Raw genomic sequence first — 21830 nt, forward strand, 5'->3', positions numbered from 1 at the left:
CCATGATCTATCGACTGAAAGAATTCAAGGGTGACACCATCCCGGTGCCGCAGCTGGTCTTTTCCAAGCTGGGCATTGCGGAGGAATATAACGTCCGGGTGGCTCTGTATGTGCTGGCCACCGGCATCACTGACCCGGAGAAGCTCTGCGCCGACTTAAAGCTCCGCAGCAAGATGACCGCCGAGAGTGCCCTGTCCTTCTGGGCCGGTGCAGGTCTGCTGGAACGGTACGAGGAGAACGCCGCCCCGGGCGAAGAGCCCACAGCCCCTGCCCCCATGACCTGGAGCGAGATCGCAACGGCCAGCCGCACCGACCCCATGATCTCCTCCCTCATCGACTGCGCCCAGACCAGCTTTGCCCGTCCGCTGACCCACCCCGAAATGGAAAAACTGGTGAATTTCTATGTACAGGAGGCCTTTGCACCCGAGACCGTCATGCTCTGCGTGGCCTATGTGGCCAGCCGGGGCAAGCGGACGATGGGTGCCGTCAGCCACGAATTGAAAGTCTGGCGGGCCGAGGGTGTGGAGACCGGCGAACAGGCCGACGCACACCTCCAGCTGCTGGCCCTGCGCGCCCAGCGGGAGCAGTACGTCAGCGGCCTGCTGGGCATTGCCGACACCGAGCTGACCCTTGGCGGGCGCAAGGCCATTGCCCGCTGGTACGAGGTCTACGGCTACGATGATGCCATGGTGCAGGAGGCCGCCGTACAGGCCGGACCCAAGCGGGATCTCTGGTACTGGAACAGCATCCTCAAGACCTGGAACGCCAAGGGCCTGCGCACCGTCCACGATGTGCGGGGCCCGGTGGCCGGGATGGGTGCCAGCCGGAACCTCCGGGTGGACCGCGCCGAACCCAGCGGAAACGATTTTCTCAAGAACGCTGCCCGCCGCCGTCCGCTCCGCAAAAAGACGGACACACCTGCAGAATAAGGAGCTTTTATGCGTACCAAACAGGAACTGTATCAAGCCGCCCTGCGCACGGTGGCTCTGCGGCGGCAGACCGCCCGCGCCAATGCCGAGGATGCCCGGCTGGAGGCGGAGGCCGCCATCCCGGCCCTGCGCCACGCTGAGGACGAGGTGCGGGTGCGGGGCATCCGCTGCGCGCTGGCAGGCGCTGCCGGAAAAGACCGCACCGAAGCCGCCGCCGCACTGAGCAAAGCCCGGCAGGAGCTCACCGCCCTGCTGTCCGCCAGCGGCCGCCCTGCGGATGCGCTGGAGCCAAAATTCACCTGCAAGCTGTGCCAGGATACCGGCAGCGTGCAGGGCCGCACCTGCACCTGTGTTCACAAGCTGATGCAGGGTCTGCGCCGGGAGGAGATCGAGGCGCTGTCCAGCCTGTCCATTTCCAGCTTTGACACCATGGAGCTGCGGTACTACCCCAACACCATGGACGAGAAGCTGGGCGAGCCTGTCCGCACCTACATGGGCGGCCTGCTGGAGGATCTGCGCAGCTACGCTGAGGAATTCGACCACAACAGCGAGAGCCTGATGCTTTTCGGCAACGCGGGGCTGGGCAAGACCCACGCCGCCCTTGCCATTGCGGGCATCGTGCTGCAAAAGGATTTTGACGTGATCTACGTTTCCAGCCCGGACTTCTTCGGCAAGCTGGAAAACGCCCGCTTCGACTCCTCCGAGGATGCCGAGACCCTGCTGCGCACCGCCTCTGCTGCCGACCTGCTGATCCTGGACGATCTGGGCACCGAGTTCGTCACCCCCTACTTCATCACCACTTTTTACAGCCTGCTGAACAACCGCCTGGGAGCCGGTCTGCCCACCATCGTCACCACCAACATTGCGGATGGTTCCCTGCTGGAAAAGCGATACACCGAAAAGATCTCCAGCCGTCTTTCCTCCTTTGTCCCCTGCCTGTTTGCGGGCGAGGACATCCGGGGCCTGAAAGCGGCAGAGTAAGATAAGGAGGTTTCCCCATGAGCTTTGAGCGCACCACGCCCTGCGGCATGATCTCCGGCACGGCCTGCCAGTGGCCGGGCATTGCCGCTTACAAGGGCATCCGCTACGCCACCGCCGGGCGGTGGGAGTTCCCCGTCCCCATCACCCACTGGGACGGTGTCTACGATGCCACCCGGTACGGTGCCTGCTGCTACCAGCCCCGCGCCTTCTATGACGAAGCCGCCGCACCCGGAAAAGCCTTCTACTACAACGAGTTCCGCAAGGGCGAGACTTACACCTACAGCGAGGACTGCCTGTTCCTGAACATCTGGACCCCTGCTGACGCAGCTCCCGGGGACAGACTGCCGGTCATCTTCTACATTCACGGCGGCGGCTTTACCGGCGGCTGCGGCCACGAGAAACACTTCGACGGCCCCGTCTGGCCCACCAAAGGCTGCGTGGCTGTGACCATCAACTACCGGCTCGGCCCCATGGGCTTTGTCTGCCTGCCCGAGCTGGCCGATGAGGCCGGATCCACCGGCAACTATGCCCTTCTGGATCAGCTGGCGGCCCTGCAGTGGGTGCACGCCAACATCGCTGCCTTTGGCGGCGATCCCAACAACATCACCATCATGGGCCAGAGCGCCGGTGCCATGAGCGTCCAGCAGCTCGTCCTCTCCCCCATCACCAGGGGGCTGTTCTCCAAGGCCGTGATGAGCAGCGGCGGCGGCGTGAGCCAGATGCTGACGGCCAAGCCCGCTGAGGCCCACTACCCGTTCTGGAAGCAAGTCATGGAGACCGCCGGGTGCAGCACGCTGGCCGAGTTCCGTGCCCTCGCCCCCGCCAGACTGTTTGCAGCCTGGGATGCCGTCCGCACCCAGCCCCAATTCAAGGGTATGGGCTGTGAGCCCGTGGTGGATGGCCGTTTCCAGGTCAAGACCGGCCCTGAGACGCTGGCTGCCGACGAACAGCACCATATTCCTTACCTCATTGGCTTCACCAGCGAGGATATCGTTCCGCCCTATCTCTACCAGATGGCTCAGGACTGGTGCGCCCGGAACGCCGACAGCTATGGCTGGTTCTTCGACCGCCAGCTCCCCGGTGATGACCGTGGTGCCTGGCATTCCAGCGACCTGTGGTACTGGTTCGGCACGCTGGCTCACTGCTGGCGGCCCTTCACTGAGAAGGACACCGCCCTCAGCGCTCAGATGGTAGATTACCTGACCAACTTTGCCAAGACCGGCGACCCCAACGGCGCAGACCTGCCCCAGTGGCAGACTGTTACCGCCCAGCAGACCAATCTCCTCCGTTTTGGTGAGGAACCCACCCACATGGGCAGCGTAGATGTCCAGAAGCTCCTCTGGACGATGCAGAACGTCCCCGCCGTGGGGGAATAAGCTCCATCCGGATCATCTCAAGCTCCAATAGAAAAACATATCCCCCGCTGCAGACGTGCCAGAACACGTTTTGCAGCGGGGGATATTTTATGTTCTCTTCTTCAAATAATACCCAATGCCGATGGCATCTGCCAGTGCCCAGCCGATGGGCACACTGAGCCAGATTCCGGTAACGCCCAGCGGCGTGGCAGAAAGCAGATAGGCCAGCGCCACACGGGTGCCAAGGGAGGCAATGGTCAGGATGACCGACATCCCTGGCTGGTTGACCGCCCGGTAATAGCCGTAGAGCAGAAAGAGCACGCCAATGCCGATGTAGCACGCGCCCTCGATGCGGAGGTACTGCACGCCCGCCGCGATGATCTCGGTCTGAGCCGGGTCGATGAAGATTCCCATAAGCGGGGCGGCAAAGGCGCAGACCAGCACGCTGATGACGATGCAGAACACCGCGCTTGTCAGCCCGGCACTGCGGATCCCTTTTTTGATGCGGTCCGGCCGGTTGGCTCCGTAGTTCTGGGCCACATAGGTCGAGAAGGCGTTGCCAAAATCCTGCACCGGCATATAGGCAAAGGAATCGATCTTCACTGCCGCCGCAAAGGCCGCCATGATAACCGTGCCGAAGCTGTTGACCAGCCCCTGCACCATTAGGATGCCAAAATTCATAATGGACTGCTGAACACTGGTCATCACCGAAAGATTCAGGATATTGGCAAGGTTCTTCCGGTCCCACCTGCAGTCTGTCCGTTTCGGGCAGAGCTGCGGGAACTTTTTCAGGGTGTACAAGCCGATGCCCACCCCGGACACATACTGGGAAAAGACAGTTGCCACGGCGGCACCCTTCACACCCCAGTCAAGCACAAGGACACAGACCAGATCCAAGATCACGTTCAGGATGGCTGATACAGCCAGAAACGCCAGCGGCACCACGGAATTGCCGATGGCCCGCAGGAGGTTTGCGAAATAGTTATACAAAAAGGTGGCCGCAATGCCCAGAAAGATGATGAGCAGGTAGTCCTTCATCAGCGGGCAAAGCTCTGCGGGCACCCGCAGCACCCACAGGATGCCGTTCAGCCCCAGATAGACCAGCAGGTTGAGCACCAGGGCGATGCCCGCAATGAGCAGGAAAGACTGGAACACGCTCTGCCGCATCTTCTCGGTCTCGCCGCTGCCATACTGCATGGACACAGCCGCGCCGCTGCCCATGCACAGGCCCAGCAGGATCGAGGTCAGGAAGGTCATCAGGGTATAGGAGGACCCCACCGCCGCCAGCGCATCCGCGCCGAGGAAGCGGCCCACCACCCAGGTGTCGGCAATGTTGTACATCTGCTGCAGCAGGTTGCCGAACATCAGCGGCAGGGCAAACAGCAGGATATTCTTTGTAATGGGGCCTTGGGTCAGACTGTGCTGCATGGGGATCATTTCCTCCTGTTTCTATCTCAGACATTTCAGCAGAATTTTGCGCGGTATTCCTTGGGTGTGCAGTGCTTAATCTCCCGGAAGGTCTTGATGAAGTAGCTGCCATCTGCAAAGCCGCACTCCATCCCGATCTCGCCCGTCTTGAGCCGGGTGGAGCGGAGCAGCTCGGCGGCCTTCTCCACCCGGAACTGCTTGACATACTGGATGGGCGTGATGCCCAGCATCTGCCGGAAGCTGCGCAGGCAGGCGCTCTCGCTCAGAGCCACGCTGGCCGCAATGCGTTCCACGGTCAGTTCCTCGGCATAGTGCTCCTCCACAAAGCGGAGCATCTGCTTCATCCGCTCGGCGGCGATCTGCTCCTGCTGGGAGACCTTGGTCCTGCCGCCCACGCACTGGGTGCTCAGCAGCCGCAGTGCCGCAGAGAGATAATAACGCACCCGGTTCTCGTAATCAAAGGGCTCCACGGCAACCGCCTGCCAGGCTTCCCGCAGGCAGGCAAGCACCTGCGCCTGCCAGGGCACTGCCCCATCCAGCAGAAAAAACGCCGGGGCATCCGGCTGGAGCATGGGTCGGATGAGCTTCTGCCAGAAGATGGTGTCCATTCCGCCCACCAGCCGGGGGTGGAACACGCCCGAGTGGAGCAGGGCCTCCCCTTTTTCCGCCTGCTCCACCGCGTGGAGGATGCCGGAGTTCAGGAACACGCCCTGATTCGTCTGCAGGGTCACCCGGGTCTTGTTCACGTCCACCGTCAGGGGGCCCTTCATGGCCAGTATGTACTCAAACTCCTCGTGCCAGTGCCAGGCCACCGAATAGCTTTTCAGGTTCTCCGCGTAGCAGGCAATGGGAAACAGGGCGCTGCCATGCTGGACCAGTTCCCGCCCCTCGGCATCGGCCATAACATCCTGCTGGAAGGTCAGCCCGGTAACGATATTGGCAGCAGAGACACAGCTTGTCTGAAACGCCATATTGAACAATTCCTTTCCGCAATACTTTGAATATTTTTTGTCAATGCCGATTTTGTTGTACAAATCGGGTGTTTTTATTCTATCTATCGTGCCGATTTCGTGGTATTATTTCATCAGAACCAGCAAGCACAGTATAACACCGCAGGGGGCGGAAAACAACCCCCGGCACGGCTTGATCCGGTTCCCAAGGATCGTCCCGCATGGGCAACCTGGCCCGGGGGACTCTTACAGAATAAAACATTTCTTTGTGGGAGGTATTTTTATGCTTCGCATCCAGTATCTTGATAAAGACCGTTTCATGCAGCAGGTAGCCGCCAGCCGCGGCAGTGTGCTCCTGCACCTGGCCAATGGCGAGACCTGTGACCTGAAAAAGGACAACGCCGCCACCGAGCTGTTCCAGATGATGGACGCTCCCTCCAAGGGCTTTGACATCTCTGTCACCGACCCTGCTGATGTCTCCGGCTTCCTGCACTACATGCTTGAGGCCGGCCGCAGAGAGCGCACCGCCTGCTGACCCTTCGACATTCTCCTTTTTTCGCATATTACAGCAATGTAAAACGCCCGCTCCGGGGTCAGAAGCCGGAACGGGCGTTTTACGTTTTCTCTTTTTCTGTTACAGGATGCACCGGCTGATGGCCCGTGCCACCGCCAGCAGCTCATCCTGCCCGATGAAGCCGAACTTCGCCTCGTGCTCATCCGCAAAGCAGACCGTCAGCTCTGAGGTCTGCAGCGGGTCGCCGAAGCCTGCCGTCTTGATGCCGTAATGCAGGATCTTGCGGTAGGGCAGCACAAAGATCTCCTGCCGGGTACCGGTCATCCCCTGCATATCCACCATAAAAATGCGGTGGGTGGTGAACACAGCCTGATCGCGCACGGTCTTGTAAGCCCCCACGATCTGCTCACCGTCCAGCAGCAGCTCCTGCACATTTTTGCAGATCTCCTTTTCCTTGATGCGGATGAGGTTCTGCATCGGCTTGTCCCGAAATTCCATAACACACTCCCCTTTCGGCTTGTCCGGATGTTTGGTCAGCCCCATTGTAGCATCTCAGGCGGCGGTTGACAAGCCTTTGCGCTCCCTCTCGCCTTTTTGCTCCGGATGTGCTATACTGGGCAGGAACATCACAATCACCCGGGAAATGAGGTTTTGACCCATGGAGATCATCATCCATCAGGCAATTTTGCATGTGCTGGACACCACGCTGGACGCGCCGGTGCTCAGCGGCGGCGGCATGGAGCTGACTGCCGAAAAGACCGCCTACTTACAGAATCATATCGAAAAGCTGCTGGCCAGCGATGAGATCCGCCAGTGCCGCCCCCTGCCGGATTCGGCTTTCCGAAACGAGCTGGAGCACAATCAGGATTTCATTGATCTGTCCTGCCGCATTGCGGGGGTGCTGTTCGATTACATGCACGCCCACACCACCATCCCCGGGGCGGACCTGGCCGTGGTGGATTTCACCCGGGACGGCGCGCCCTGGCTGGGCATCCTCAAGCTGAACTATAAAAACGGCTACACCCACTACACCGAGACCGTGGAAGGTGCCCCGGTCAACTCCATCATCCAGCAGCGGGCCTGCCTGCCCACCCAGAGCGGCAAGGTGGAGGAGGGTGCGCTTGTCAACCTGACAGACTACTCCATGCGCCTGCTGGAAAAGAAATACGACATCGACGGCCATAAGGAGTTCTACCTCTCCTCTGTTGTGTTCCAGTATACCCAGGCCGAGCCCGAGAAAAAGAAGCTGCAGGCCATTCAGGAGGCCGCCGCACAGGCTGTGAAGGATGCCTATGAGGATGAGCCCCATGCCGACGCGCAGGTGGCCATGCTCATTGCCAACCAGGCTGCCGACAACGACAATCAGGTATCGGTGGAGCAGGTGCGCCAGCAGCTGGCCGAGGAATACCCGCTGGCCGCTGTGCCCTTTGATGACTATGTGGAGAAGAGCGAGGTGCTGGAAGAGGCCGCCGCTCCTGTCACCGTGACCCCCGCCCGCATCCGCCGGATGGAGAGCCGGAGCATCCGCACCGCCAACGGCATCGAGGTCAAGATCCCCACCGAACTGCTGAACTCCGATTCCGAGCTGGAGTTCCTCCACGATCCGGACGGCAGCGTTTCCCTGCTCATCAAAAATGTGATCCTGTAAGCCGCCGCAGATGGCGTTTTCCCTCTCTGCGCGCTGGTGCTCACCGCCCTGATGTAACAGATCACCAAAACAGCCTCAGCCCTTTGAGATCGGGCTGAGGCTTTTTCATCCGCATTTTCAGCGGTTTTTGCGCTTGTTCCGGTACATATCCCGGTCGGCAGCATGGTAGACTGCGATATAATCAAAGGGGCCTTCTGTCACGGTATGGTATCCAAAGGCAACATCCAGCTTGAGGCGGTCGTCGCTCTGGCGGGCCAGCTCCCCGTGCAGCCTCTCGATCAGCTGTTCGGCCTCTTCTGCAGAGAAGTGGTTGCAGGCAATGAGGAATTCATCGCCGCCCATCCGCAGGGCCACGCTTTCCGGCGGCAGGTTTTCCCGGATCACCCGGCCCACCCGCTTGAGCAGCAGGTCGCCATACTCGTGGCCGTAGGCATCATTCACACGCTTCAGGTAGTTACAATCGCCCATAATGATCGTGATGGGCATGATGGCTCCCTTCAGTTGCTCTGCACCCTTTACCTTCAGGTAGTTGCGGTTATACAGACCGGTCAGTTCATCGTGGACGGCCCAGTTCTCGGCCTGTTTTTCCAGCCGCACCCGTTCGGTGATATCACCAATAAGCCCCACGATGCCGATGATCTTTCCCTCCAGCACAACGGGGTTCTTTTTGATCTGATAGTATGCCGTCCCATCCTTCCGGGGCACCTCGGTGATATAGCCGGTTCCCTTGCCGGTGGCAAGCACCTTCTGGTCCTGCTCATAATAAAAGCGGGCCTGTTCCTCGCTGCTCCAGATCTCCAGATCTGTCTTGCCCAGCACATCCTCTTCCTGCCCTTCTCCGTAGGGGAAGAAAGTCCTAACGTCCGAAATAAAAAGATAACGGCATTCCGTATCCTTGAAAAAGAGGTTCGCCGGTGTACTGCGCAGAAAGGTCATCACTTCTTCGTAGCCGATCGCATCGATCCACTGCATCCTGTGGCCCCTCCTTTCCATTTCTCTTTTTTATTATTTTACCACATTCTATTATACGAGCGATGCACCTGTTTTGCAAGTGTTAATTGCGTTCCCTCGACGATCCGGAAGCGGACGACTCCACCCTCGGTGCAGACAGAAAGGCCGCTGACCCATCTTGATATGAACCCCAAAAGTTAGACAAAAATCAAATTAAGCGACCCCAACGGTCTGAATCCTGTATTGCACAGGGCTCAGGCCGTTTAGTTTTAATTTGATTCGGCGATTGTTGTAATAGTCGATGTAATCGATAATGGCCTTTTCAAGCTGGTCAATGGAATCAAATTTTTCCAAATAGAACAGTTCTGTCTTGAGCAGTCCAAAGAAGTTCTCGGCAACCGCATTGTCCAGACAAGTGGCTTTCCGAGACATACTTTGCGTAATTCCTTTTGCTTTCAGTAGATTCTGGTAGGACTTCATCTGGTATTGCCAGCCCTGATCCGAATGCAGAATCAGATTGTCAACCTTGTCCGGCAGCTTTTGAAAAGCACCTTCCAGCATATCCGTGATCTGTTTGAAATTTGGATGGCGGCTCAGGTTATAGCTGACAACTTCGCCATTGAACAGATCGAGAATTGGAGACAGATAGAGTTTTTGGTCGTTCACTTTGAATTCAGTAACATCTGTGACCCATTTTCGATTTGGCTGGTTTGTCTTGAAGTGCCGTTCCAGCAAGTTTGGCGCAACTTCTCCGACTTCACCCTTGTAGGAGTTGTACTTTCTTTTTGCGCGAACCTGACAGACTAAGCCCAGCTGCTTCATGAGTTTCCGAACCGTCTTGTGATTCACACAAATATCGTTGTTGTGTAGTTCTTGTGTAATTCTGCGATATCCGTATCGCTTCTTGTTCTCATTGAAGATTGTAATGATCTGTTTTTTTACCATCTGGTACTTCGCAGGATTTTGAGACCGATGCAGGTAGTAGTAAAATGTGCTGCGAGGAAGTCCGGCAAGTTGCAGCAATGCTTTCAATGGATATTTCTGCCTTAGCTCCTGAACTACTTGTGCTTTCTGTTTTGGCGTTCCTCTTCCAGTACCAAGGCGTTCAATTTTTTTAAGTAATCGATCTCCATCCGAAGCCGTTGATTTTCTGCAATCAGATCTTCTTCTACTTGCTTATCCAGCTTTGGCTTCCGACCTTTCTGTGTCCCACCGGCGGCACAGGCTCGACCTCGACGTTCTACCAGAAGTGCCTCTTCGCCTTCTTCCAGATAGATGCGCTCCCAATCTTGAAGCGTACGTCTTGGAATTCCATACTTGCTGGATGCTTCATAAAAGCTTAATTTTTCATTGTGAAGCTGTTTGATGATTTCTACCTTTTGAGCTCCGTTGTACTTTCGTTGTCCCTTTGGCATACAAAAACACCCCATTTCCTAAACAGTATACCATACTGTCTAACAAATGGGGTGCAGTTCATCTCAGGTCAGCGGCCTTTCTGTCTGCGCTTATTCGGCTGTGTTCAGCTGCGCCTTGTGGTATTGCAGGGTATACAGTTGGTAGTAGCGGCCATGCCGGGCCAGCAGCTGCTGGTGGGTGCCCTGCTCCAGAATTTTACCGTGGGACAGCACGATGATGTTGTCCGCATGCTGGATGGTGGACAGCCGGTGGGCCACAATGAGCATGGTGCCCACGGTACGCATCTTTTCCAGCGAATCCTGAATCAGCAGCTCGGTCTCGGTGTCGATGTTGGCAGTAGCTTCGTCCAGGATCATCACGCTGGGCTTATGGATGATGGTGCGGGCAAAGCTGAGCAGCTGCCGCTGCCCGGCGGAGAAGTTGTTGCCGCGCTCACGCACCTCTTCGTCCAGCCCGTGGTCCAGCTTGTTGATGAACTTGTCGGCGTTGACGTAGCGGCAGACCTCCATGATCTCGCTGTCGGGGATACCCTCTTCCCGCAGAACGATGTTGGAACGGATGGTACCCGAGAACAGGAACACATCCTGCAGCATCTGGCCGAAGTGCCTGCGCAGGGAGGAGATCTTGATCTTGCGGATGTCGATACCGTCGATCAGGATCTGGCCCTTCTGGAACTCGTAGTTCCGGCAGATCAGGGAGAGGATGGTGCTCTTGCCGGAGCCGGTGGAACCCACAAAGGCCACCGTCTGGCGGGCATCCACATGGAAGGAAACGCCCTGCAGCACCCACTCGCCGGGAACGTAGCTGAACCACACGTCCCGGAACTCGATCTCGCCCTTCACCTCGTCCAGCTCAATGGCATCGGGGGCATCCTGCATCTTGGGCTGGATGTCCATGATGGAGAACACCTTTTCTGCCGATGCCAGCGCCGACTGCAGCCAGTTGAACTGTTCGGCCAGGTTCTGGATGGGGGTGAAGAACTTGGAGATGTACATATAAAAGGTGACGATGGTACCGCTGGAAATGGTCTGACCCAGAAAGCTGACGTTGTTCAGGTGACCCATGCCGCCCAGATAGAACAGGCACAGGATCGAGCTGACATAGAGCATATACACCAGCGGACGGAACACGCTGAACACGAAGATCTGCTCCTGATTGGCCCGGGCCAGCTTCTGGCTCTTTTGGCGGAAGTCCTCCATCTTTTCGTCCTCCCGGCCAAAGATCTGGGTGACCTTGATGCCGGACAGGTTTTCTGACAGATAGGTATTGATATCGGTGGTCGCGTTCTTGAGCTTGCGGTTGGCGCGGCGGGAGAACTTGCGGAAGATGACCGTGAAGATCACGATGAAGGGCACAAAGCAGAGCACCATCAACGTCAGCTCGTAGTTCAGGCAGAGCATGGCCACCAGAATGCCCAGAATGACAAAGCTGTTCTTGGTCAGCTGGACCAAGAGGTTGGTGAACATCATGGAGATGGCGTTGGTATCGTTGGTCACTCGGGTGACCAGCTTGCCCACCGGGATCTCGTTGAGCTGCTCGTGTGCCAAAGATTCAATGTGGCTGAACAGATCCTCGCGCAGATCGGAGATGATGCGCTGGCCCACCCGCTGCAAAATCACGGCCTGCAGGTAAGTGCTGCCCATAGAGAACACCAGCACGCCTGCATACACTGACACGCCCAGGAAGAGGGCGCGGAGTTCAAACTCCCCGGCCACCAGCTCCTCGATGCGGCCCACGATGAGGGGTGAAATGATATCGTAGGCAATGGAGAAGAGCATCAGCACGCCCACAATGAGGAATTTGCTCAGGTAGGGCCGGGCATAGCGGGCAAGGCGGCGCATGATCTCGCCGTCCTCCATGTTGCGCTCAAAGCCCATGGCGGTCTTTTTGTCCTTGACGGCGGCATAGGCTGCCACCAGCAGGGCGGTGATCACGCCGATGACAGCGCCCACCAGAACCAATGGATTCAGATGCATCATGCGTTTTCGCCTCCCTTCGTCTCATCCTCCAGCCGCTGCAGATCGACCATCCGGCGGTACTCCGGGCAGGAAGCATACAGCTGATCGTGGGGCCCGACGGCTTCCACCCGGCCCTCGTTGAGGAATACGATCTTATCCAGCCGCTCCACCGTGGAAATGCGGTGGGCAATGAGCAGGGTGGTCTTGCCTGCCCGGCTGTTCTTGAGGTTGTCCAGAATGATCTTCTCGGTGCTGGTATCCACCGCCGAGACGGAGTCATCCAGGATCAGGATGGGCGCGTCCTTGAGCAGGGCGCGGGCGATAGAGATGCGCTGCTTCTGACCACCGGACACCGTCACGCCGCGCTCGCCCAGAACGGTCTCGTAGCCGTCCTTGAAATCCACGATATTATCCCGCACATCGGCCATGCTTGCCGCCCGCTCGATGTCCTCGGGGGTGGCATCGTCCACACCAAAGGCAATGTTGTGGGCGATGGTGTCCGAGAACAGGAAATTATCCTGCGGAACGTAGGCACAGGCATTGCGCACCGAGTGGATGGAGAGGCTGTTCACATCCCTGCCGTCCACGAACAGGGTTCCGTCCGGCACATTATAGGTGCGCAGCAGCAGGTCCACCAGGGCGGTCTTGCCCGCACCGGTCTTGCCCACGATGCCCACGCTCTCGCCGGGCGCAATGGTAAAGGAGATATCCCGCAGCACATCGTACTCGCCGTCCGGGTAGCGGAAGTTCAGGTGGCGGAACTCGATGCCGCCTTTGGGGTCGGTCAGGTCGGCCACGCCGGGGCGGTCGGCCACATCGATGGGGGCATCCAGCAGCTCAGTGATGCGGTTCAGGGAGGCCCTGCCGCGGCTGGTCTTTTCGATCAGCATGGACACAGCCATGATGGGCCAGACGATGGCCTCAAAGTAGCCGATATACTCCACCAGCTGGCCGGCGTTGAATCGACCCTGATAGACCAGATAGCCGCCGTAACCCAGAATGATGCAGATCACGGACTCCACGAACAGGGTCACCAGCACCTCCAGCAGGGTGGCGATCTTCGTGTAGGTCACGTTGATCTCCTCGTTTTCCTTGTTCAGCTTCCGGAAGGCCTGCAGTTCCTTGTACTCCTTGACAAAGGCCTTGATGACCGCAATGCCGGAAAAGTTCTCCTGCGCGAAATCGGAAAGACCGGAGAAGGCCTGCTGCCGCTCCTCCCAGCGCCGGGTCATCACCTTGCTCATCTGGGTGCCGATGGCAAACATGATCAGCGCCGGGATCAGGGCCAGCAGGGTCAGCCGCACATCCATGGTCCACATCTTATAAAGGGCCAGCAGACCCAGGGTCAGCGCGTCGAAGAACATCAGCACGCCGTCGCCGAAGCACTCCTGAATGGTGTCCAGGTCGTTGGTGTACAGGCTCATCAGGTTGCCGACCTTGTTCACCTGATAGTACTGCTGGGACAGCCTGCGGCTGTGGTCGAACATCCGCTCCCGCAGGTCTGCCGCGACCCGCACCGCCGAGCCGAAGAAACAGATGCGCCACAAAAAGCGCCCAATGACCATCAGCACCACGATCCAGATCATGGGCAGGCAGATGTGCTGCAGCAGCACCTCTTTGGTAAAGAGCAGCGTCTCACCGTTCACCACCACCTGGCCAAGGTTCACACCGTTGATGACCAGCCGGTAGAGCTGGGGGATCAAAAGCTGGATGTAATCCACCGTCAGCAGGGCGGCAAGGCCCAGCAGCAGCACGGGAGCATGCTTGAGGTAATACCGGTTGATGTACTTTCCGAATATCACTGCGTTTTTCCCTCCTTTTTCAATTCCAAAAAAGCTTTCAACGTACAAAAAAGCCGCTGCATCACACGACGAATCATGTTTTGCAGTGGCTTATTTGTCTGGAGCGGCCGACGAGGCTCGAACTCGCTACCTCCACCTTGGCAAGGTGGCGCTCTACCAGATGAGCTACGGCCGCATATAAAGTGCCTCCGATCGGAATCGAACCAATGACACGGGGATTTTCAGTCCCCTGCTCTACCGACTGAGCTACAGAGGCATATAAGCTGCTTCCAGAGAAGCAGCAGCGACCCGGATCGGGCTCGAACCGACGACCCCCAGCGTGACAGGCTGGTGCTCTAACCAACTGAGCTACCGGGCCACATGGTGGAAGTTAACGGGCTCGAACCGCTGACCCTCTGCTTGTAAGGCAGATGCTCTCCCAGCTGAGCTAAACTTCCACAAAATGGAGCGGCCGACGAGGCTCGAACTCGCTACCTCCACCTTGGCAAGGTGGCGCTCTACCAGATGAGCTACGGCCGCACATTTCATGTGGTCTGCCGGGGTTTCGCTCCCGGCGACGTTGGCTATTATAGCGTAAAACGCAGGCTTTGTCAACAACAAATTTCCAAAAAATCAGACTTTTTGCAAAACACGCCTGTCTGCGCCTGTTTTTCAAAAACAAAGCCGAAACCGGAATGAAACCGAAATGTTTCAGCTTTGCGGCGGCAGACACAAAGAAAATTCGGTTGCGTTCCCTTCTTAAAGAGGTTATAATAAACTTGTCAAAAAGTTGCACAAAAACACGTCTGCTGTGCCGCGCGGGCGGGCAGACGTGTTTTTGTGCCGAGATTTTGCCAGAAAAAGGAGCAACCGCAATGTACAAGATCACTGAAAAGGTCGCGTTGAACCCCACCGTGACAAAGATGGTCATTGAAGCCCCGCTCATTGCCAAAAAGGCAAAGCCGGGCCAGTTCATCATTGTGCGCCCGTTTGAGGACAGCGAGCGCATCCCCCTGACCGTGGCCGGTTACGACCGCGAAAAGGGCACTGTGGATATCATTTTCCAGATCGTGGGCGGCACCACCATGGAGCTGAATAGCCTGAACGCAGGCGACAGCGTCCATGACTTTGTGGGTCCCTTGGGCCGCGCCACCGAGACCGAGGGCCTGAAAAAGGTCTGTGTTGTCGGCGGCGGCGTGGGCTGCGCCATCGCCCTGCCCATTGCCAAGGAGTTGCACGACCAGGGCTGCACCGTCCACAGCGTCATCGGCTTCCGTAATAAGGATCTGCTCATCCTCGAGGACGAGTTCAACGCCTGCAGTGACGAGCTGCGCATTATGACCGATGACGGCAGCTACGGCACCAAGGGTGTGGTCACTGCCGCTCTGGACGAGCTGGTGGCCGCCGGCAACCAGTATGATCTGGTCATCACCATCGGCCCGCTGATCATGATGAAATTCGTCGTCAAGACCTGCCAGAAGCACGGGCTGAAGAGCATTGTCTCCATGAACCCCATTATGATCGACGGCACCGGCATGTGCGGCGGCTGCCGCCTGACCGTGGGCGGCGAGACCAAGTTTGCCTGCGTGGACGGCCCTGACTTTGACGGTGACCTCGTCGATTTCGACGAAGCCATGGCCCGCGGCACCATGTACCGCCCCTTTGAGGCAAAGGCCCGCGAGAAGGCCTGCAATCTGTTCAAGACTGAGGAGGCAAAGTAAGATGGCTTTCAATATGGATCCCAAAAAGTGCCCCATGCCCACCCAGGACCCCAACGTCCGCAACAAGAACTTTGAGGAAGTTGCACTGGGCTATACCGAAGAGATGGCCGTGAACGAGGCAAAGCGCTGCATCCACTGCAAGAACAAGCCCTGCCAGACCGGCTGCCCCGTGGGCATCGATATCCCCGAGTTCATCGGTCATGTGGCCGAGGGCGACTTTGAAGCCGCCTATCAGGTCATTGCCCGCTCCTCCTCCCTGCCCGCCGTCTGCGGCCGTGTCTGCCCCCAGGAGAGCCAGTGCGAGGGCAAGTGCACCCGCGGCATCAAGAACGAGCCTGTGGGCATCGGCCGCCTGGAGCGCTTTGTGGCCGACTGGCACCGTGAAAACGTCCACACCGCCCCCATCGTGCCCGCATGGAACGGCCACAAGGTTGCCATCATCGGCGCTGGCCCTGCCGGTCTGACCGCCGCAGGCGACCTGGCCAAGCTGGGTTATAAGGTCACCGTCTACGAGGCCCTGCATGTGGCCGGCGGCGTGCTGATGTACGGCATCCCCGAGTTCCGTCTGCCCAAGGCCATCGTGCAGCAGGAGATCGACGGCCTGAAGAAGATGGGCGTGGATTTTGAGTGCAACATGGTCATCGGCAAGGTGCTGACCATCGACGAGCTGATGGGCGAGTACGGCTACGAGGCCGTGTTCGTCGGCTCCGGTGCCGGTCTGCCCCGCTTCATGGGCATCCCCGGCGAGAGCCTGAAGGGCGTGTACTCCGCCAACGAGTTCCTGACCCGCTCCAACCTGATGAAGGCCTACCTGCCCACCAGCAAGACCCCCATCCGCACCGGCAAAAAGGTGGCCGTTGTGGGCGGCGGCAACGTGGCCATGGATGCTGCCCGCAGCGCCCTGCGTCTGGGTGCTGAGACTGTGTACATCGTCTACCGCCGCGGCATGGCCGAGCTGCCTGCCCGTAAGGAGGAGGTCGAGCACGCCGAGGAAGAGGGCATCATCTTCAAGACCCTGTGCAACCCCGTGGAGATCCACGCCAACGACGAGGGCTTCGTCAAGTCCATCACCTGCATTGAGATGGAGCTGGGTGAGCCCGATGCTTCCGGCCGCCGCCGTCCCATTGAAAAAAAGGGCAGCGAGTTTGAGCTGGATGTGGATACCGTGATCATGAGCCTGGGCACCAGCCCCAACCCCCTGATCCGCTCCACCACCCCTGGTCTGGAGACCAACAAGCACGGCTGCATCGTCACCGAGGGCGACGAGGGCAAGACCAGCCGTGAGGGCGTGTACGCCGGCGGCGATGCCGTGACCGGTGCCGCCACCGTCATCAAGGCCATGGGTGCCGGTAAGGCAGCCGCGAAGGCCATGGACGAGTACATTCAGAATCAGTAAGTTTCCCCTATAGAAAAAAGCCGGTGCGCCAAGAAAGTGCACCGGCTTTTTCTCTTCATATCAGGCCGTTTTCTACACAATACCAATAGATGCCGTCTTCCTTCACATCGCGGCAATGGGCGGTGGCGGCGGCTTGCAGCCGGGCAGAGGCGTTGGCCATAGCGACGCCGGTGCCGACGGCTCTGAACATTTCGATATCGTTGTTGCCGTCACCGAAGGCCATGCTGTCGGACTTGTCGATGCCGTAGAATTCCAGCATCTTTTCCACGGCGATGCCCTTGCCGCCGCTGGCCGGGATGATATCCACGGCGCGGTCCCACCATGCGGCGATCTTCGCGTTCTCCACATCCTTCAGGATGGCTGGGTACTCCGCTTCCCTGCCACTCATCAGCACCTGAAAGATCTCGCCCTGCGCCATAGCATCAAAATCGTCGGCGATCACCAGCTCGACCCCGCCGATGGCAAAATACTCCGCCAGATCAGGGTCGGAGCCGTTAGCGGCCAGCCGGTCCTTGGTGGCCAACGCCATGGGCCGCCCCAACGCTTCGGCGTTCCGGCGGAGCAGGGCAATGTCCGCTTTCGGGATGAGATTTTTGAAAACATCGCGCTCCGGCGTGAAGCAATAGGAGCCGTTGTAGGTCAGGAACGCATCGAAAGTGACCCCTTCGAACTTCGGCACTTCCATGGGAGCGCGGCCGGTGGCGATGCAGAGCTTGATGCCGTTCTGCCGCAGTTTTTGCAGCGCCTCCACCGTTCTGGGGCGGATGCCCTCCTTGAGCGGCACCAGTGTGCCGTCGATGTCAAAAAAGATGATCTTGGGCTTTGTCATAGCGTTCCTCCTGCATTTTTCTTATATCATAGCACACTTGCTGCCGTTTGCCAAATGTATCCCAGTTGTTGTGCAACCTGCTCAATTTTCAGAGGTGATTTTTGTCGGCTATTTCTGGCGCATTGTGATTGATTTTGACTGAAATCTTGCTATAATAAGGACAGGAAGCTTCATAAAGCTTCAAGTTCAATCACAAAACACCAAAGGAGTGACCTTTCCTCATGTTGGCAGAAGAACGCTTCGCCCTCATCCTTGACCTGCTGGCCCGCCAGCGCACTGCCACCGTGCAGGAGCTGTGCGAGGCGCTGAACGCAAGCGAGTCCACCATCCGGCGCGACCTGAACGAGCTGGACAAGCTGGGCAAACTGAACAAGGTGCACGGCGGGGCCACCCTGCCGGACAGCCCCTTCCGCACCGATGAGCCCACCATGGCCGCCAAGGAAGAGCTGGCCGTCAGTCAGAAGCAGAGCATCGCCCAGGCGGCGGCAGAGCTGATCCTGCCGGAAGATTTCATCTATCTGGATGCAGGCTCCAGCACGCTGGCTCTGGCACGGGCGCTGAACGGCCCGGCCCTGAACGCCAGCTATGTGACCAACGGCGTGGCCCATGCCCGCCTGCTGGCCCAGAAGGGCTGCCGGGTGTTCCTGCCCGGCGGGCTGCTGCGGCCCCAGACCGAGGCCATCATCGGGGCGGCTGCGCTGACTGCCATCCAGCAGTACAATTTCACAAAAGCCTTCATGGGGGCCAACGGCGTGGCGCTGGGTTCCGGCTTCACCACCCCAGACCCAGAGGAGGCCGCCGTCAAAGCTGCGGCTCTCCACCGGGCGCGGGAGACGTGGTTCCTGGTGGACGACACCAAATTCGCGCAGGTCTACCCCGCCGTCATCTGTGATCTGCACAGCGGTGCCATCCTGACGAACCGGTGCCCCAACCCCAAATACCGGCAATACACTCTGATAAAGGAGACCGAGGTATGATCTACACTGTAACGTTCAATCCTGCCATTGATTATGTCGTCCGTCTCGACAGGCCCCTTGAGGTGGGCGAGGTGAATCGCGCCGCCGGGGAGGACTGCGTGCTGGGCGGCAAGGGCATCAATGTTTCCGGCGTGCTCCGGGAGCTGGACTGTGAGAGCGTGGCTCTGGGCTTTGTGGCCGGTGAGACCGGTGCCTGGCTGGAGCGTGGTCTGGCCGCGCAGGGGCTCCGGACCGATTTCATCCATCTGGCCGAGGGCATGACCCGCATCAACGTCAAGATCAAGGCAGGCACCGAGACGGAGCTGAACGGCGCAGGCCCCAGCATCCCGGAAAGTGCCATGCAGCAGCTGGAAGCCCAGCTGGACACCCTGCAGCCTGACGACATCCTCGTTCTGGCAGGCAGCATCCCCAAGAGCCTTTCCCAGAGCACCTACGAGCGGCTGCTGGCAGGGCTGGAGGGCCACGGCGTGCGGGCCGTGGTGGATGCCACCCAGGATCTGCTGGTCAACGTCCTCCCCTATCACCCCTTCCTGATCAAGCCCAACAATCACGAGCTGGGCGAGATCGTGGGCCGGGAGCTGAAAACGGACGAAGAGATCACCGCCGCCGCCCGCGCCCTGCAGGAAAAGGGTGCCCGGAACGTGCTGGTGAGCATGGCCGGAAACGGTGCTCTGCTGGTGGATGAGCACGGCGAGGTGCACCGCATCGGCTGCCCCAAGGGCAAGGTCGTGAACAGCGTGGGCGCAGGCGACAGCATGGTGGCCGGTTTTGTGGCAGGTTATCTGCAAAGCGGCAGCTATGAGCAGGCCCTCCGGCTGGGCACCGCCTGCGGCAGTGCCACCGCGTTCAGCCTTGGGCTGGCCAAACGGGAAGAAATTAAGAACTTGTTCGAAACCCTTTAACGAGCTCGCCCTCTCCGTCATCGCTGACGCGATGCCACCTCCCCCAAAGTGGGAGGTCTTGACAGTCATTGCTATGTTGATGGTTTTGCCAAGGGCTCTTCCTTCGGGAGAGCTGGACGCGAAGCGGCCTGAGAGGGTGAGGACGCTACGATAGAAAGGAGAACCCTTATGCGCATTACGGAATTATTCACCGCAAAGTCCATCGAGCTGGATTCCGCGGCCTCCAACCGGGACGAGATCCTCTCCCGGCTGGTAGAACTGCAGGCCACCCACGGCAACATCACCGACACAGAAGCCTACAAGAAGGCACTCTACGCCCGGGAGGATGAGGCCTCCACTTATGTGGACAACGGCATCACCGTTCCCCACGCCAAGACGAATGTGGTCACCCGGCCCAGCCTGGCCGCCCTGCGTCTGAGCACCCCGGTGCAGTACAACGCCGAGGATGACGGCAAGACCGACCTGCTCTTTGCCATTGCAGCCCCCGAAAACGGCAGCCTGCATGTGGATATGCTGGCCCGCATGATGCAGATGCTGATGAACGAGGACTTTGTGGAAAAGCTGAAGGCCGCCAAGACCCCCACCGAATTCCTTGCCCTCATCGACGCACAGGAGGAGGCCCAGTTCGGTGAGGAGAGTTTCACCCAGCAGGCTATCCCCCAGAGCGGCTACCGCATTCTGGCCGTGACCGCCTGCCCCAACGGCATTGCCCACACCTACATGGCCGCCGAGGCGCTGGCCAAGGCCGGTGACAAGCTGGGCCTGCCCACAAAGGTGGAGACCAACGGCTCCGATGGTGCCAAGAACGTGCTGACCCGCGCCGAGATCGCAGCCTGTGACGGCATCATCGTGGCAGCAGACAAAAATGTGGAAACTGCCCGCTTTGACGGCAAGCCCGTGCTGTTTGCCCGGGTGGATGACGGCATCCACAAGCCCGAGGAGCTGCTGAAAAAGGTAGCCCACGGTGAAGTTCCTGTTTACCACGCCAAGGGCGGTGCCGCCGCTGCCGAGGAGGAGACCTCCGGCGACAGCTTTGGCCGCAAGGTGTACAAGGACCTGATGAACGGCGTGTCCCACATGCTGCCCTTTGTGGTGGGCGGCGGCATTATGATCGCGCTGGCCTTCCTGCTGGACGATTACACCATCGACCCCTCCAACTTCGGCATGAACACCCCCATCGCCGCCTTCTTCAAGACGGTGGGCAGCGCCGCCTTTGGCTACATGCTTCCCATTCTGGCAGGCTTCATCGCCATGTCCATCGCCGACCGTCCCGGCCTGGCCGTGGGCTTTGCGGGCGGCGTGCTGGCCATGAACGGCACCAACTTTGCAGGCCTTGCCAACGGTGAGACCACTGGCATTTCCGGCGGCTTCCTGGCCGCTCTGCTGGCCGGTTTCGTGGCCGGTTATGTGGTCGAGTTCCTGAAGAAGATCACCGAAAAGCTCCCCGCCAGCCTGAACGGCATCCGCCCCATGCTGATCTACCCGCTGGGCGGCATCCTCATCATCGGTGCCGTGATGTGCGGCATCAACCCGGTCATGGGCATGATCAACACCGCCATGACCAACTGCCTCAACGCCATGGGCGGCACCTCCAAAGTCCTGCTGGGTGCCATCGTTGCCGGTATGATGAGCATTGACATGGGCGGCCCCTTCAACAAAGCGGCCTACGTCTTTGGCACTGCCGCACTGGCCTCCGGCAACTACGAGGTCATGGCCGCTGTCATGGTGGGCGGCATGGTTCCTCCCATCGCGATCGCCCTCTCCACCACCTTCTGCCCCAAGAAGTGGACTCCTGACGAGCGCCGCAACGGCATCGTGAATTACGTCATGGGCCTGTGCTTCGTCACCGAGGGTGCCATCCCCTACGCCGCCGCCGACCCGCTGCGCGTCCTGCCCAGCTGTGTGGCCGGTGCCGCGCTGGCCGGTGCCCTCTCCATGACCTTTGGCTGCGCCCTGCGCGCTCCCCACGGCGGCATCTTCGTGTTCCCCGTGGTCGATCATGCCCTGCTCTACTGCGTGGCTCTTGCCGCTGGCAGCGTGGTGGGTGCCGTGATCCTGAGCCTGCTCAAGAAGGACCGCACCGACGCTGCCTGA

19 protein-coding genes and 5 tRNA genes are annotated in these 21830 nt (G+C 59.1%); 10 read left to right on the forward strand and 14 right to left on the reverse strand.

Annotated features, from left to right (window positions below; genetic code table 11):
- Positions 1–2 precede the first annotated feature (2 nt).
- From MTP40_RS08900 to MTP40_RS08910, 3 genes are read left to right on the forward strand one after another with little or no spacing between them, the layout of a single operon-like run.
- Entirely contained in the window at positions 3–929 is a 927-nt protein-coding gene (locus MTP40_RS08900; protein WP_249259197.1) for a DnaD domain-containing protein, read from the forward strand.
- Between the two features lie 9 nt (positions 930–938).
- A complete protein-coding gene (locus MTP40_RS08905; protein ID WP_156076089.1) occupies positions 939–1910 on the forward strand; it encodes an ATP-binding protein in 972 nt (323 codons plus the stop codon).
- Positions 1911–1927: 17 nt separating this feature from the next.
- Complete coding sequence (locus tag MTP40_RS08910; RefSeq protein ID WP_207684153.1) at positions 1928–3286, forward strand: carboxylesterase/lipase family protein; 1359 nt, start codon at positions 1928–1930, stop codon at positions 3284–3286.
- Positions 3287–3373: 87 nt separating this feature from the next.
- On the opposite strand, the gene MTP40_RS08915 is transcribed toward MTP40_RS08910, so the two are convergent.
- Positions 3374–4693: an MATE family efflux transporter gene (locus MTP40_RS08915; RefSeq protein WP_249259198.1), complete on the reverse strand. Its 1320-nt coding sequence runs from the start codon at positions 4691–4693 to the stop codon at positions 3374–3376.
- A gap of 35 nt (positions 4694–4728) precedes the next feature.
- Entirely contained in the window at positions 4729–5664 is a 936-nt protein-coding gene (locus tag MTP40_RS08920; RefSeq protein WP_117476924.1) for a helix-turn-helix domain-containing protein, read from the reverse strand.
- A gap of 262 nt (positions 5665–5926) precedes the next feature.
- Between MTP40_RS08920 and MTP40_RS08925 the strand changes: the two genes are divergently transcribed.
- The gene (locus MTP40_RS08925) at positions 5927–6178 is read left to right on the forward strand and encodes a hypothetical protein (RefSeq protein WP_097773703.1); all 252 of its coding nucleotides are present in this window, start codon (positions 5927–5929) and stop codon (positions 6176–6178) included.
- Between the two features lie 99 nt (positions 6179–6277).
- Here the strand turns inward: MTP40_RS08925 and MTP40_RS08930 are convergent, their stop codons facing one another.
- Positions 6278–6655: a PH domain-containing protein gene (locus tag MTP40_RS08930; RefSeq protein WP_035393789.1), complete on the reverse strand. Its 378-nt coding sequence runs from the start codon at positions 6653–6655 to the stop codon at positions 6278–6280.
- 160 nt (positions 6656–6815) lie between these two features.
- Between MTP40_RS08930 and MTP40_RS08935 the strand changes: the two genes are divergently transcribed.
- Entirely contained in the window at positions 6816–7805 is a 990-nt protein-coding gene (locus MTP40_RS08935) for a nucleoid-associated protein (RefSeq protein WP_005932044.1), read from the forward strand.
- 117 nt (positions 7806–7922) lie between these two features.
- Here MTP40_RS08935 and MTP40_RS08940 read toward each other — a convergent pair whose 3' ends face one another.
- The 10 genes from MTP40_RS08940 to MTP40_RS08985 form a co-directional block, all read right to left on the reverse strand.
- Entirely contained in the window at positions 7923–8777 is an 855-nt protein-coding gene (locus MTP40_RS08940; RefSeq protein ID WP_242957869.1) for a sensor domain-containing diguanylate cyclase, read from the reverse strand.
- A 192-nt stretch (positions 8778–8969) separates the two neighbouring features.
- Entirely contained in the window at positions 8970–9866 is an 897-nt protein-coding gene (locus MTP40_RS08945; RefSeq protein ID WP_249260079.1) for an IS3 family transposase, read from the reverse strand.
- On the reverse strand, positions 9815–10171 hold the full coding sequence (locus MTP40_RS08950; RefSeq protein ID WP_197039581.1) for a helix-turn-helix domain-containing protein: 357 nt from the start codon (positions 10169–10171) through the stop codon (positions 9815–9817). The genes MTP40_RS08945 and MTP40_RS08950 overlap by 52 nt, the downstream gene beginning before the upstream one ends.
- A gap of 90 nt (positions 10172–10261) precedes the next feature.
- Positions 10262–12151: an ABC transporter ATP-binding protein gene (locus MTP40_RS08955; RefSeq protein ID WP_249259199.1), complete on the reverse strand. Its 1890-nt coding sequence runs from the start codon at positions 12149–12151 to the stop codon at positions 10262–10264.
- Positions 12148–13932: an ABC transporter ATP-binding protein gene (locus MTP40_RS08960; RefSeq protein WP_249259200.1), complete on the reverse strand. Its 1785-nt coding sequence runs from the start codon at positions 13930–13932 to the stop codon at positions 12148–12150. Before MTP40_RS08960 ends, MTP40_RS08955 begins: the two co-directional genes overlap by 4 nt.
- A 99-nt stretch (positions 13933–14031) precedes the next feature.
- Positions 14032–14107, reverse strand: a tRNA-Gly gene (locus tag MTP40_RS08965).
- Between the two features lie 8 nt (positions 14108–14115).
- A tRNA-Phe gene (locus tag MTP40_RS08970) sits at positions 14116–14188 on the reverse strand.
- Between the two features lie 28 nt (positions 14189–14216).
- Positions 14217–14290 (reverse strand) — tRNA-Asp (locus MTP40_RS08975).
- 3 nt (positions 14291–14293) lie between these two features.
- A tRNA-Val gene (locus tag MTP40_RS08980) sits at positions 14294–14369 on the reverse strand.
- Positions 14370–14375: 6 nt separating this feature from the next.
- Positions 14376–14451 (reverse strand) — tRNA-Gly (locus tag MTP40_RS08985).
- Positions 14452–14786: 335 nt separating this feature from the next.
- Here MTP40_RS08985 and MTP40_RS08990 point away from each other — a divergent pair.
- Both MTP40_RS08990 and gltA read left to right on the forward strand, forming a co-directional pair.
- Positions 14787–15632 (forward strand): sulfide/dihydroorotate dehydrogenase-like FAD/NAD-binding protein, encoded by an 846-nt coding sequence (locus MTP40_RS08990; RefSeq protein ID WP_035393563.1) that lies wholly within the window; start codon positions 14787–14789, stop codon positions 15630–15632.
- A gap of 1 nt (position 15633) precedes the next feature.
- The gene (gltA, locus tag MTP40_RS08995; RefSeq protein ID WP_156058277.1) at positions 15634–17028 is read left to right on the forward strand and encodes an NADPH-dependent glutamate synthase; all 1395 of its coding nucleotides are present in this window, start codon (positions 15634–15636) and stop codon (positions 17026–17028) included.
- A 55-nt stretch (positions 17029–17083) separates the two neighbouring features.
- On the opposite strand, the gene MTP40_RS09000 is transcribed toward gltA, so the two are convergent.
- Entirely contained in the window at positions 17084–17857 is a 774-nt protein-coding gene (locus tag MTP40_RS09000; protein WP_156058278.1) for a Cof-type HAD-IIB family hydrolase, read from the reverse strand.
- A gap of 221 nt (positions 17858–18078) precedes the next feature.
- Between MTP40_RS09000 and MTP40_RS09005 the strand changes: the two genes are divergently transcribed.
- The 3 genes from MTP40_RS09005 (at position 18079) to MTP40_RS09015 (ending at position 21830) form a co-directional block, all read left to right on the forward strand.
- Positions 18079–18834, forward strand: coding sequence for a DeoR/GlpR family DNA-binding transcription regulator (locus tag MTP40_RS09005; protein ID WP_249259201.1), 756 nt, complete (start codon positions 18079–18081; stop codon positions 18832–18834).
- Complete coding sequence (pfkB, locus tag MTP40_RS09010; RefSeq protein WP_249259202.1) at positions 18831–19736, forward strand: 1-phosphofructokinase; 906 nt, start codon at positions 18831–18833, stop codon at positions 19734–19736. The genes MTP40_RS09005 and pfkB overlap by 4 nt, the downstream gene beginning before the upstream one ends.
- 168 nt (positions 19737–19904) lie before the next feature.
- The gene (locus MTP40_RS09015; RefSeq protein ID WP_249259203.1) at positions 19905–21830 is read left to right on the forward strand and encodes a PTS fructose transporter subunit IIABC; all 1926 of its coding nucleotides are present in this window, start codon (positions 19905–19907) and stop codon (positions 21828–21830) included.

This window comes from Faecalibacterium sp. IP-3-29 (genome assembly GCF_023347335.1).
Lineage (GTDB): Bacteria > Bacillota > Clostridia > Oscillospirales > Ruminococcaceae > Faecalibacterium > Faecalibacterium duncaniae.